The 13,137-nt window shown below is 60.6% G+C and carries 9 protein-coding genes and 1 tRNA gene; 6 read left to right on the top strand and 4 right to left on the bottom strand.

From position 1 onward, the window contains the following. The first annotated feature begins 1 nt into the window (after position 1). The 4 genes from fdhE to ACYZTZ_RS12635 all read left to right on the top strand — a co-directional run bounded on the left by fdhE (position 2) and on the right by ACYZTZ_RS12635 (position 4,423). The gene (gene fdhE, locus ACYZTZ_RS12620) at positions 2-928 is read left to right on the top strand and encodes a formate dehydrogenase accessory protein FdhE (RefSeq protein ID WP_461998429.1); all 927 of its coding nucleotides are present in this window, start codon (positions 2-4) and stop codon (positions 926-928) included. Positions 929-992: 64 nt separating this feature from the next. Continuing rightward, positions 993-2,417: an L-seryl-tRNA(Sec) selenium transferase gene (gene selA / locus ACYZTZ_RS12625; protein WP_461998430.1), complete on the top strand. Its 1,425-nt coding sequence runs from the start codon at positions 993-995 to the stop codon at positions 2,415-2,417. Next, positions 2,414-4,321, top strand: a complete 1,908-nt coding sequence (selB, locus tag ACYZTZ_RS12630) for a selenocysteine-specific translation elongation factor (RefSeq protein ID WP_461998431.1) — start codon at positions 2,414-2,416, stop codon at positions 4,319-4,321. Before selA ends, selB begins: the two co-directional genes overlap by 4 nt. A 6-nt stretch (positions 4,322-4,327) precedes the next feature. Continuing rightward, positions 4,328-4,423 (top strand) — tRNA-Sec (locus ACYZTZ_RS12635). A 293-nt stretch (positions 4,424-4,716) separates the two neighbouring features. Here the strand turns inward: ACYZTZ_RS12635 and phaC are convergent. From phaC to phbB, 3 genes are all read right to left on the bottom strand, one after another. Further along, positions 4,717-6,420, bottom strand: a complete 1,704-nt coding sequence (gene phaC, locus ACYZTZ_RS12640) for a class I poly(R)-hydroxyalkanoic acid synthase (protein ID WP_461998432.1) — start codon at positions 6,418-6,420, stop codon at positions 4,717-4,719. Positions 6,421-6,516: 96 nt separating this feature from the next. Next, positions 6,517-7,692: an acetyl-CoA C-acetyltransferase gene (locus tag ACYZTZ_RS12645; RefSeq protein WP_461998433.1), complete on the bottom strand. Its 1,176-nt coding sequence runs from the start codon at positions 7,690-7,692 to the stop codon at positions 6,517-6,519. A 57-nt stretch (positions 7,693-7,749) separates the two neighbouring features. Continuing rightward, the gene (gene phbB / locus ACYZTZ_RS12650) at positions 7,750-8,496 is read right to left on the bottom strand and encodes an acetoacetyl-CoA reductase (protein ID WP_461998434.1); all 747 of its coding nucleotides are present in this window, start codon (positions 8,494-8,496) and stop codon (positions 7,750-7,752) included. Between the two features lie 257 nt (positions 8,497-8,753). On the opposite strand from phbB, the gene ACYZTZ_RS12655 reads away from it, so the two are divergent. Beyond that, on the top strand, positions 8,754-9,758 hold the full coding sequence (locus ACYZTZ_RS12655) for an AraC family transcriptional regulator (protein ID WP_461998435.1): 1,005 nt from the start codon (positions 8,754-8,756) through the stop codon (positions 9,756-9,758). Between the two features lie 49 nt (positions 9,759-9,807). On the opposite strand, the gene ACYZTZ_RS12660 is transcribed toward ACYZTZ_RS12655, so the two are convergent. Beyond that, positions 9,808-12,273 (bottom strand): DUF3141 domain-containing protein, encoded by a 2,466-nt coding sequence (locus ACYZTZ_RS12660; RefSeq protein ID WP_461998436.1) that lies wholly within the window; start codon positions 12,271-12,273, stop codon positions 9,808-9,810. Between the two features lie 255 nt (positions 12,274-12,528). Here ACYZTZ_RS12660 and phaP point away from each other — a divergent pair, with 255 nt between their 5' ends. Beyond that, positions 12,529-13,098, top strand: a complete 570-nt coding sequence (phaP, locus tag ACYZTZ_RS12665) for a TIGR01841 family phasin (protein ID WP_056742252.1) — start codon at positions 12,529-12,531, stop codon at positions 13,096-13,098. Positions 13,099-13,137: the final 39 nt, after the last annotated feature.

A 13,137-nucleotide genomic window follows, 5' to 3' on the forward strand; every position in this document is an offset into this window, starting at 1 on the left:
CTTGGCGACGATTCTTGAGCCTGGCGAGATCGAAGCGGCAGCGAGTTCACCGCCGTTTCTCTACCTGCCACCGAACAACCTGTTCACCTTGCGCGCGTTGCGCCTGGAGCGTCTGGTCGACGGTCATCCACTGGCCGATTACCTGCGGCTGGTAACCGGCCTGTGCCACGTGCAGCAGCGCCTGATGGACGATCCGCCCGTGGCCACCATGCCCGATGCCGAACGCCTGCGAGTGTGCCAGCAACACGGCTTGCCGCCGTTCGCCGCTGACAGTCTGGTGCGCGAAAACGATTGGCTGCCGTTCCTCGAAGCGCTATTGCAGCGTTACCAGCCACCGCCGCAACCTGCCGTGGAAAAAGCCGTGGCGACTTTGCGCAGCGCCAACATCGGGCAACTCAAGGCCTGGGCGATTGCGCTGGTCAGCGGCCAGTTCGCCTTGCTGCCCGCCGCCGTGGTGCCGTTTCTCGGCGCGGCGTTGCAGGTGGCCTGGAGTCATTGGTTGTTGGGCACGCCGGACCTTGCGCTGAAGCCCGGCGACAGTCTCAGTCAATGCCCGGCCTGCGGTTCGCCGGCCATGGCCGGCGTGATTCGCCATCGCGGCAAGTACAACGGCTTGCGTTATCTGGTGTGCTCGCTGTGTGCCTGCGAATGGCATGTGGTGCGGGTCAAATGCGTGTATTGCGAACAAAGCAAAGGCCTTGAATACGTCAGCCTCGATGACGACCGCCACGCCGCCAATCAGGCACCGTTACGCGCGGAGGTCTGCCCCGGCTGTCGCAGCTACCTGAAACTGCTTTACCTGGAAAACGACGCCGAGGCCGAAGCGCTTTCGACGGACCTGACCAGCCTGCTGCTGGACATGCGCCTGGAGCAGGAAGGCTACCAGCGTCCGGCGCCTAATCTGTTGCTGGCCCCCGGAGGTGACTGAGCGCTCCCTTTAAACCCAGCGGCTACACTCAGGCGCTACGGTCAATCGTATTCAGGAGCGCCTGATGTCCTCCAGACCCGCCAGCCAGGCTCTGCGGCTGCCTTCCATCGACAGTCTGTTGCGCCATCCCGCCTGCCAACCGCTGGCCGAGCGTTATGGGCGTGACGCATTGCTGGCCAATTTGCGCCAACTGCTCGATGACTTGCGTGAACCGGTGCTTTCAGGGCAACTCGACGCCATTGAAATCGCACCCGAAGCGTTAGCGGGCAGGGCGGGTGAACGTTTGGCCACTCAGCATCGCAGCAACGTGCGCCGGGTGTTCAATCTCACCGGCACGGTGCTGCACACCAATCTGGGGCGAGCGTTGTTGCCGGAGGAAGCCATCGACGCCGTGCAACTCGCGGCACGCTACCCGCTCAATCTGGAGTTCGACCTGCACAGCGGCAAGCGCGGCGACCGTGATGACCTGATCGAAGGCCTGATCCGCGAGCTGACCGGCGCCGAGGCGGTGACGGTGGTCAACAACAACGCCGCCGCGGTGTTGCTGACGCTCAACAGCCTGGGCGCGCGTAAGGAAGGCATCATTTCCCGGGGCGAACTGATCGAAATCGGCGGCGCGTTCCGCATTCCCGACATCATGGCCAGAGCCGGGGTCAGGCTCCACGAAGTCGGCACCACCAATCGAACGCATGCCCGCGATTACGAAGCCGCGATCAGCCCACGCAGCGGTTTGGTGATGCGCGTCCATGCGAGCAACTACAACATCGAAGGCTTTACCGCGCGGGTGCCGACCGCCGAGTTGGCGGTACTCGCGCATAAACACGGTTTGCCGTTGCTTGAAGACCTCGGCAGCGGCAGCCTGCTGGACCTGACGCGCTGGGGCTTGCCCGCCGAGCCGACCGTGCGCCAGGCGCTGAGCGATGGCGCCGACATCGTCACCTTCAGCGGCGACAAATTACTCGGCGGTCCTCAGGCCGGATTAATCGTCGGCCGCAAAGACCTGATCGCGAAGATCAAGAAGAATCCACTCAAGCGCGCCTTGCGGGTCGACAAACTGACCCTGGCCGCCCTCGAGGCGGTGTTGGGCCTTTACCGCGATCCTGATCGACTGGCCGAGCGGCTGCCGAGTTTGCGCCTGCTGACCCGACCCCAGGCGGATATCCTCGCCCAGGCTGAGCGCCTGCAACCCTCGCTGGCCAAAGTCCTGGGCGATGGCTGGAGCGTCAGCGCAGTACCGGCGCTGGGTATGATCGGCAGCGGCAGCCAACCGGTGGCGCGCTTGCCGAGTGCGGCTTTATGCCTGCGACCGCACGCGTCCAAACGTCTTCGCGGACGGCGGCTGCACGATCTGGAGGCGGCCCTGCGTGCGTTGCCGATTCCGGTGCTCGGGCGTATTGATGACGATGCGTTGTGGCTCGATCTGCGGCAACTGGACGATGAGCCGGCGTGGCTGGCGCAACTCGATCAAATTGCAGGAACCGTAGAGTGATCGTCGGCACCGCCGGGCACATCGACCACGGCAAGACTGCCTTGCTCCAGGCACTGACCGGCCTGCTCGGCGACCGGCGTCGGGAAGAGCGTGAACGCGGCATGACCATCGACCTCGGCTACCTTTACGCGGCGCTGGAGCCGCATGCGCCCCTGACCGGTTTTATCGATGTGCCCGGTCATGAGCGCTTCACCCACAACATGCTGGCGGGGGCTCAGGGCATTGATCTGGTGTTGCTGGTGGTCGCGGCCGACGATGGCGTCATGCCGCAGACCCGCGAACACCTGGCCATCGTTGAACTGCTAGGCATCCCTCGAGCGCTGGTGGCGATCAGCAAATGCGACCGCGTCGAACCGTCCAGAGTGCAAGCCGTTCGCGATCAGATCCAGACATTGCTGGCTCCGGGCCCCTATGCCAACGCGCCGCAGATTTCGCTGTCAAGTGTGACCGGGGAGGGCGTCGAGACGCTGCGACAGGCTTTGCTCGTGGCGCAACGTGAAGTCCTTCAACGCAGCACCACCGGCGGTTTTCGCCTGGCGATTGATCGTGCCTTCAGCGTGGCCGGCGTCGGTATCGTGGTGACCGGCACTGCGTTGTCTGGCGTGGTGGCCGTGGGCGATACGCTGATGCTCGGCCCGCTGAACAAACCCGTTCGCGTGCGCGGCCTGCATGCGCAAAGTCAGGCCGCCGAGATCGCAATGGCCGGACAGCGAGTGGCGTTGAACCTGAGTGCCGAACGCTTGGCCCTGGAGCAGATCCATCGCGGTCAGTGGCTGTCGGCCGAGTGGCTGTACGCGCCGACCCAGCGAGTGGATATCGATCTGCAATTGTTGGCCAGCGAACCCAAAGCCTTCGAGCACTTTCAGCCTGTACACGTTCACGTGGGGACTCAGGACGTGACCGGGCGGGTGGCGTTGCTGGAAGGCGCCCGCCTGGCGCCGGGTGAACGGATGTTCGCGCAACTGCTGCTGAATAGGCCAGTGCAGGCCGTGAAGGGTGATCCGTTGATCCTGCGTGACCAGAGCGCCCAACGCACCCTCGGCGGCGCTCGGGTGCTCGACCCGTTTGCACCGACCCGACAACGCCGAAGCCCTGAGCGACTGGCGCAGCTCGACGCCCTCGCCACATGCAATCAGTTGGAAGACAGTCTGCCGGCGTTATTGGCCAACAGCGACACCGGGCTCGACCCACAGCGTCTGGAGCGTCAGTTCAACCGCCCCCGCAACACGTGGGTTTTGCCTGATGACGTGCGCCTGATCGACACCCGCCAAGGTCCGTTGCTGTTCAGTGCGGCCCGCTGGGAAGCGCTCAAAGCGCCATTGCTGGAACACCTCGCACGTTTTCATCAACTGGAACCGGATCAAATGGGCCCGGACCGGGATCGCCTCCGACGGTTCACCGGCACAGCGCTGGACCGTCCGACGTTCATCAGCCTGCTCGACGAGTTACTCGCCTGCGGTGCCATCGCCGCCAGCGGGCCATGGCTGCATTTGCCCGATCATCAGGTGCGGTTGAGCGAAGACGACGAAGCCCTGTGGCAACACTTGCAACCGTTGTTCGAACAGGCTGGTTTTGATCCGCCGTGGGTGCGCGACCTTGACCATGACGAGGCGGCCGTGCGCTTGCTGCTGTGCAAAATGGCGAGGTTGGGATTGGTGCATCAAGTCGTCCGTGACCTGTTCTACACCGACACGATGATCCGCCGATTGGCGGCTATGCTTGTGCAACTGGCTGCGCAAAACCCGGTGATTCAGGTCACGGCGTTTCGTGATGCAGTGGGCCTGGGTCGCAAGCGCAGCATCCAGATTCTCGAATACTTCGACCGGCTCGGCCTGACGCGACGGTTTGGCGACAAGCGCCACATCCGCCTCGACAATGCTTTGGCCCAACGCACCGAGCACTGACTTCAAGGAAGGCAATCGCGCCCGGTGGCGCGGCCGGGCTTCAAACCCGGTTGGGGACGGCATCCGTTCCCGGGCAGGTTCGACTCCGGCTGCCTTCCGCCATTTTCAATCATGCTGACCGAGTTGGTGGTGAACCGAGCACTGGATCGCCTCGCCCCATCTGAGTAGTCACGATCCTCTGGGGAGAGGGGGCTTGCGCCCCGTCCGGCGCTGTAGCAGCTGTCGAGCTTGCGAGGCTGCGTTCGGCTGCGAAGCAGTCGTAAACCCTGAGTACGCGATGAGTCTGACGCACCGCATTGACTGACCTTACGGCTGCTGCGCAGCCGGACGCAGCCTCGACAGCTGCTACAGGGACTCCCACGGAGCCCGAGTTTTTCGCCGTGCGCGGTGGTCGATCACTGCATCACATAACGCCCCGGTGCCGACTCGATCGCCGGGTATTGCGCGTTGCCGGTATGCAGTACCGAGGGCTGGCGTTCGCCAGACTGTTCAGCCAGCCAGACGAACCAGTCATTCCACCAGCTACCGGAATGTTGCTGGGCGTTCTTGAACCAGGTTTCCGGGTTTTTGGTGACCCGGTTGTTGGTCCAGTAGTGACGTTTTTCCTTGGCCGGCGGGTTGATCACTCCGGCGATATGCCCTGAGGCGCCCAGTACAAAACGCTTGGTCCCGGAGAGCAACTCGGTGCTGGCGTAAGCGCTTCTCCACGGCACGATGTGATCGTCATGGGTGGCGAGGATGTACGCCGGAGCATCGATGGCGCGCAGGTCCAGCTTGACCCCGCAACAGTCCAGCTCACCGGATTTCAGGTCGTTCTGCAGGTAGGTGTGGCGCAGATACCAGCAGTACATCGGGCCCGGGAGGTTGGTGCTGTCGTTGTTCCAGAACAGCAGGTCAAGGGGGATCGGTTTCTGGCCCTTGAGGTATTTGTCGACGTTGTAGTTCCACCACAAGTCGTTGGGGCGCAACAGCGAGAAGGTATTGCCCATGTCCTCGCCCTTGAACAGGCCGATGGGGCCGTCCTTGCCGCCGATGGTGCGCTCGCGGTAGGCCACCAATTGTTCGTCGACGAAGATGTCGATGGGGCCGGTATCGAGGTAGTCGAGGAAGGTGGTCAACAGGCTCACGCTGCCAATCTCGCGGTCGCCGCGCGCCGCCAGGACGGCTAGCGCCGAACTCAGCAAGGTGCCGCCGATGCAGAAGCCGACGCAATTGGGCCGCTGCTCACCGCTGATTTCTCGGGTCACTTGCAGACCTTTGATGATGCCGGTTTCGATCAGGTCATCCCAGCTGGTGCCGGCGTGTTCCTGGTCGAAGTTGCGCCACGACATCAGAAACACCGGGTGCCCTTGTTTCAACAGATGGGCAACCATCGAGTTGTCCGGGCGCAGGTCGAGAATGTAGTACTTGTTGATTGACGGCGGCACGACAAACACCGGGCGCCGGTACTGGGTTTCGCTTTGCGGGTAATACTGGATGAGCTGGAAGAGTTCATTCTCGAACACCACTTCGCCCGGGGTGTTGGCGAGATCGACACCGACTTTGAATGCGCCGGCGTCGCACTGGCGCATCTTGCCTTCTTGCAGGTCGCTGGCCAGGTGCAACAGGCCGGTGAGGAGGCTGCTTCCCTGGGTATCGACGACCCGTTGCAGCGCATCGGGGTTACTGGCCAGAAAGTTGCTCGGCGCTCCGGCGGCGATGGCTTGTTCCACCAGATAGAGCAGGCGTTGGCGCGGCTTTTTGTCCGGGATCGCTAATTTGTTCAGCAGCTTCAGCAGAAACTCTGCGTTGAGCAGGTAAAACGCTGCGAGGGAGCCGAACAGTGGCTGGCTCCAGTTGCCGCTGGAAAAACGTCGATCGTCGAAGCTGAATGGCTGACCGGTCAGCAGTTGCTGGCCGAGTTCGCCCCATTGCTGTTGGTAATCCGATTGAAGGCTGTCCAGGGTGCCGCGCGGCAGGTCAAACCACTCGTTGTATTCCTGACCGGTAAACCACGGATTGCTACTGACCCAGAGACGTAATTGTTGCACTGCAAAGGAGGCAATGAACGGAACCTGGCCTGACCAGAAGGTGTTGAAGGTATGCGCGTTATTGTCCATGGAACTCCTTGCCCACATCCGTAAACCGGGCCGAAAAAAACCGCGGCGCCGGACTTCGGCGCCGCGTCAGCAACTTAAGCAAACACTCCTGTGTTTCTAGCGCTCAATGACCAGGCTGACGCCCTGGCCGCCACCGATGCACAACGTGGCCAGGCCTTTTTTGCCGTCGCGACGAATCAGCTCGTGTAACAGCGACACCAGAATCCGCGCGCCCGATGCACCGATCGGATGACCGAGGGCAATCGCGCCACCGTTGACGTTGACTTTGCTGGTGTCCCAACCCAGTTCCTTGCCGACTGCCAGTGATTGCGCGGCGAACGCTTCATTGGCTTCGATCAGGTCGAGGTCGTCCAGGCTCCAGCCGGCTTTGGTCAATGCCAAGCGGGTGGCCGGTACCGGGCCGATGCCCATGATCGACGGGTCGACGCCAGCGCTGGCGTAAGCCTTGATGCGTGCCAGAACCGGCAAGCCGAGGGCCAGGGCTTTGGCGGCGCTGGCCAGCAACAGTACGGCGGCGCCGTCGTTGAGGGTCGACGAATTACCGGCAGTCACGCTGCCGTCTTTCTTGAACGCGGGTTTGAGGTTGCCCAGCGCCTGCAGTGTGCCCGGACGCGGCTGTTCATCGGTGTCGAAGACCAGCGGCTCACCCTTGCGCTGAGGGATCAGGATCGGGGTGATTTCACGCTTGAAGTAGCCCGCTTCGATGGCAGCAGCGGCTTTCTGTTGCGAGGCCGCGGCGAAAGCGTCCTGGTCTTCGCGACTGAGCTCGTACTTCTCTGCCAGGTTCTCGGCGGTGATGCCCATGTGATAGTCGTTGAAGGCATCCCACAAACCGTCTTGAATCACGCTGTCTTGCAGTTGCGCATGACCCAGACGCAGACCGGTGCGGGCCTTGGGCAACACATACGGCGCCAGGCTCATGTTTTCCTGACCACCGGCAATCACCAGTTCGGCGTCGCCGCAACGGATGGCCTGGACCGCCAGCTGGACAGCCTTGAGGCCCGAGCCGCAGACCTTGTTCAGGGTCAGAGCAGGGGTGGTATGGGGGAGGCCGGCCTTGATTGCCGTCTGACGTGCCGGGTTTTGTCCCGAGCCCGCGGTGAGTACCTGGCCGAGGATCACTTCATCGATCTGCGAGCCGTCCAGACCGGTCTCTTCCAGCAAACGGCGAATGACCGCCGCGCCCAGCTCGGTGGCTGGAATCGCGGACAAGGCACCTTGAAAACTGCCAATAGCGGTACGAGTAGCGGCAACGATTACGACTTCGTTCATGCGTGACCTCATTAAGATGTTGTCGAGCGAAAGCAGGGCATCCATGCCCTGACAGGTCTACTGCATGTTCATGCCGCCGTTGACCGAGAAGTCGGCCCCGGTGCTATAGGCCGATTCATCGGAAGCCAGCCAGGCCACGATGGAAGCGATTTCTTCAGGTTGGCCGAGACGCCCGACCGGTGTGGCCGCGATCATGGTGTCGAGAATGTCCGGGCGGATGGCCGCGGTCATGCTGGTCTGGATGTACCCTGGGGAAACGGTGTTGACGGTCACGCCCTTGCCGGACACTTCCCGGGCCAGGGCCATGGTGAAGCCATGGATGCCGGCCTTGGCCGCGCTGTAGTTGGTCTGGCCGAACTGGCCGCGCTGACCGTTGATCGAGGAGATGTTGATGACCCGTCCCCAACCCTTGGCCAGCATCCCTTCAATCACCTGTTTGGTGGTGTTGAACAGGCCGCTCAGGTTGGTGCCGATGACCGCATTCCAGTCTTCGGGCGTCAGTTTGCGAAAGGACGCATCACGTGTGATGCCGGCGTTGTTGACCAAGACATCGATCGGGCCGAATTGCTCACGTGCCATCTCGAACGCTTTGCGCGTTGATTCCCAATCGGTGATGTCGCCATAGATGCATTCGAATTGATAACCCGCCTCCAGTTGGCTCGCCATCCATTCTTTCTTGCGGGAGGAATCTGAGCTGCAGCCCACGATCACCTTGAATCCTTCCGTGTACAGGCGTTGGCTTATCGCAGTGCCAATCCCACCCATACCACCCGTTACCAACGCAATACGACCAAGCGACTTCATATGCTCTCTTCCTTTTTGTATTTTGCGTTGCAAGATGGGGGATTGTTCGGCATAGGCGGGGTGTGCGGAAGTGTTGAGAGGTGACGGTCTGGTGTCCAACGGTGCCATGCAGATTTTTTCGGACCACTGGCAAAAAATGACGAGTGCCTATACTGGGATCAATATTCCAGACTTATTGGTCAGTTAGTATTCGATTCAACGCAGAGTAGTCATGGCTCCGGACAGGATGTTCGGCTCCACAGGTCATTGAGGACGTCATGTATAGAATCAGTTCAGGTTATGCCAGCGTGCTGGTGAATACGCTCTCGGCACAAGGGCTGGATGTTGCCAGTCTGTGTCGGGAGGCTGGGATGGACATGGAGACCGTTAACAACCCGGGAGCGTACTGCGAACGAGGGGCTATTTATCGGCTATGGGAGCTGGGAGCCCAGGCCGCTGGCGATCCAGACATCGGTTTGAAGGCCTATGGAAACTTCCATCCCGGTAACCTTCAGATCGTCGGCTACACCATGATGTCCAGTTTGAATCTGAAAAAAGCACTTGAACGCCTGGTGCGTTTCAGCCCTTTGATCAGCACCGGATTCAGCCTCTTCTTTGTGCCGGAGCAACAGCATTTTCGATTGGCGGCGCTTGATCATCAGCAAAAGGGATCGGTCAAACCCCGGCAGTACTCGGATGCAGGCATGGCTTCATTGCTGGGTTTTTGCCGTTGGCTGGCGGGAGGCAACTTACCGCAACCGTTGAGTGTGGAGTTCGCCTATCCCGAACCTGAAGACACGTCCGAGCATCAAAGGCTGTTTGGCTGCGACCTGCGTTTTGGGACTGCCTATGACAGCATCCTGTTTGACGGGCAGGAGCTTCTGCGTCCGCTGAGCATGGCTAACGAAGAACTGGCGGTACTGCATGACAGTTTTGCCGAAGCTCAATTGGTTTCGTTGTTTGGCTTCACCATCGTCGGCAGAATTCGGGCACTGATTACCAAGCGCTTGAGTCAGGGCCAGGGGGTGTGCGATATGGAGTCGATCGCGGCCGCATTGAACATCAGCAAGCGAACGCTGCAACGCACCCTGGAAAAAGACGGGACGCAATTCAAGGACGTGCAGAATGCCGTGCGCCGGCAATTGGCCGATTTCTACCTGCGCAACTCTCGCTTCAACATGAAGCATGTGGCGTATCTCCTTGGTTTTCATGACCACAGCAGTTTCAACAAAGCCTGTAGCCGCTGGTTTGGCATGACACCCGGAAAGTATCGGGCTGATTGAAATCGAGGAAGCCGCGCCGGTGTGACGCGGTGTTCCCCAGCGTTAAACGTTATTTCACCGGAGGTTTTTTCACGCCTTTCTTGCCCTTGGCAGGTTTGCGCACTGGAATCGCAACCTTGGCGATGGGGTCAGGGGTAACTGCGGTTATTTTCTGCTTGATTGGCTCCGGGGTTACCGCTGGGGCTTTCTGCTTGATTGGCTCAGGGGTTACCACCGCGACTTCCTCTTCGATGGCATCGGCTTCACCGGGTGGTTGGGTCAGGCTGAAACCTGGCAGCGGCACGTCGAGCAGCGTGTGCAGCTCACACCAGAATGGGTTGTCTGCGCCGCTGGCCAGCAGTTCCGGCAGCAAATTGGCGACGGCCGCCAGCACTTGTTGGCGCTCTTCGACCTCGGCAAGCATCAAGGGCAGGCTGAGCAGGCTTTCTTGCGGGTGGGTGGCGACCAGCAGTTTTTGCAGGCGCAAGGTTTCGCGCAAATCAAGCGGCTCGGCACTGTAGTCCTGGAGCAGCACCTGCATTTGCAGGATCAATTTTTCGACGCTTTCCTTGCCCGGCTCGTCGCTGTCGCGGCCCAGCAGGAACAGGATCCGTATCAGGGCTTCCATCAGGCCGCCAAGGGGCAGGGCATCCTGCAGGCGCTCGATCAAAACCTTGTCGTGCTGCTCGGCATGTTCCTGAAGATTTCGCCCGGGTGCATTGCCGGCCAGGCTGTTGAGGACGCCATACACGCCGTAGAAACACATTTCCTGAGCCGCATCGCGCAGATCCCGATAGCCGTTCAAGGCGTCCTGCACCTGGTTGGAAAACAGTTCCTGCCAGACCAATAACGGGTTGTTCTGGTTGGCGGGGTGACGATCCTTGCTCACTTGAGCGGCACTGCCTGCCAGCCACCACAGCGCCGGGTTCAAACTGCTCCAGGCTACTTGCTGCTGATGGAAAGGGTGCGCCCGACGCAGCGTTTCGGCGCTCGGTTCGTTGATCAGCTGGCGCAACCACGGACGAACGAATTCGTCATACACATTGTTGTTGATGTCGGACGCGCGCTGGACCAGCGCAAATTCGCGATCGTCATCACGGGGCGGCTGCACCTGACCATGGATGTCGGCGATACGCCGGCGTTCGAAACGCACGGCATACGGCGTCGCCGAATTCTCCGGCAGGTCTTCGATCAGCATTTCATACAGCCCGGCCGACAGCGCGTTGATCGCATCGACCGCTCCGAGCAATTCACGGTGCTCACGCCGCGCCACTTCACCGGACACGAAGATGCCCAGGTGACCGATGCTCGCGTGTCGCAGGTAAACGATGGTGCGTCCGGCATTTTGCAACGCGAGATCGCTGGGATAGACGTCGGAGATCCAGTCCAGTGCCTGCTGCGGGGGGGTGATGTTGTCGCCATACGAGCAGAACACCACCACCGGCACTTCGATCAGCTTGAGGTCAAGCCCGCTGCTCTTGCGCCCCAGGCCACCGGACAGCCGATTGCCGATGAACAAGTCGTCGACAATCATCTCGATCTCTTCGCCATTGAGCAGGGTCGGGCTGCCCCACCAGCGTTCAAAATCCAGAAAGCGTGCGGCCTCGCTGTCGACTTCGCTGAACAGGTGGTAGTACTTGCCCCAATAGGTGTTGGCCGGGTCCAGGTTTTCGAAATTGCTGACCAGCCAGGTGCCGTCGAAACGGTCATTACCGAGGTCGCTTCCCAGCCGCGCCATCCAGCCACCGCCCAGCAAACCGCCGGAATAGCGCATCGGATTGCGGCCATTGACGCCGGCCCAGTACGACAGCGGTGCACCATTGACGATGATCAGCCCCGGCAGCTCCGGACGGGTGGCCGCGAGCCCCATTAACGCCCAGCCCGCCTGGCAGTTGCCGATCACCACGGGTTTGGTGCTGTCGGGGTGTCGGGCGCTGACGACTTCGATGAACTTCGCTTGGGCTTCTGTGATATCGGCAAGGGTTTGCCCAGGGCGTGGCGAGTGACTGAAGGAGACGAAGTAGGTGGGGTGCCCGGCTCTCAGGCTTTCGCCGATGACCGAATCCTGTTTGAAACCGCCGATGCCCGAGCCGTGACCGCCGCGGGGATCGATGATGATCACCGGCTGTTTTTTGCTGTCGATCTGTTGTCCGGGACCGCCTAGGATTTGCAACAGCGAATAATTGACCGGGCGGGGCAGGTCTTCACCGGCGACCAGCGTTTCATGATTGAACTTGAGCAGTAGCGGATACCCGGCGCGTTCGTGGGCCAGGGTGTTGTCGCCGCGCTGACGCAAGGTGTCCCAGAACAACACGCTGCGTTGGCCGAGGTCGGTGAAGTATTCCTGCCAGTCAGCGGGCGTTGGCTGTCGGAGTTGCCCAAGGCTTAAAGGCGCGAAGGTTTTTGCCTGGCGCTTCTGCACGGCGTCGAGGACGTTACGGGTATTGAGGCGTTGCAGATGATTGAGGTGTTCGAACAAGCCGGCGGGTTCGGAGAGCTTTTCATCTTGCGGCGCAATATTAACTTCCTGACCCATCGTGATCTCCTGACGCTGTGCATGGGAACCTGCGCATCTGAGCCCTTTAGTTAAAGAGGGCTAGCCTGGCCGTTCGATGAGCAGGAGTTTACAGCGAATAAGGAGGGCTTTAGCAAAGGTTATTTTGCACCGCACAAAAATAGACATTGCCAAATGGTTTTGTGCGCTGCAATATCAAGGCTAACGCGATGACTGGCCGGATCGCTATCGCGTCCTCAGGTCCATGAGGACCTTCCAGTACCAGGAGATTCAAGCATGTCTTTTTTCAATTCGGAAAAACTGCAAACCGCTCAGAAAGCCAACCTCGATCTTTTGCAGCAAATCAGCGGCAAAGTCTTCGCCAGCGTTGAACAGCTCAGCCAGTTGCAGTTCAAGGCACTGCGCGACTCCACCGAAGAGCACTTCGAAGGCGTTCGCAAGCTGCTGGCCGTCCGTGATCCACAAGGTTTCGCCGAGCTGCAGGCTTCTTTCACCCAGCCGAGCGCGCAGACCGAACGTCTGGCCGAGTTCAATCGTCAGGTTCAAGCGCTGATCGTGGGTACTCAGTCGGACATCGCCAAACTGACCTCGGGTCAGGTCGAAGCGGGCACCCAACAGGTGCAAGAGTTCGTTGAAGCCATCAGCAAGAATGCACCGGCCGGCTCCGAGCCTGTTGTGGCCGCGTTCAAGTCGAGCCTGGCGAATGCCGGTACTGTGTTCGAAAGCGCACAGAAAGCCGTAAAACAGGCTGCCGATGTGGCTCAGAGCAGTTTTGACGCAGCGACTGCCGCGGCCACCAAAGCGGCTCCAGAAGCAAGCGCCAAGGCTACCAGCGGTAACAAGTAAGTCACGTCAAGCAAGCGGCACCAATGGCGATGGGTTTAT

This window comes from Pseudomonas sp. LB3P58 (assembly GCF_054897895.1).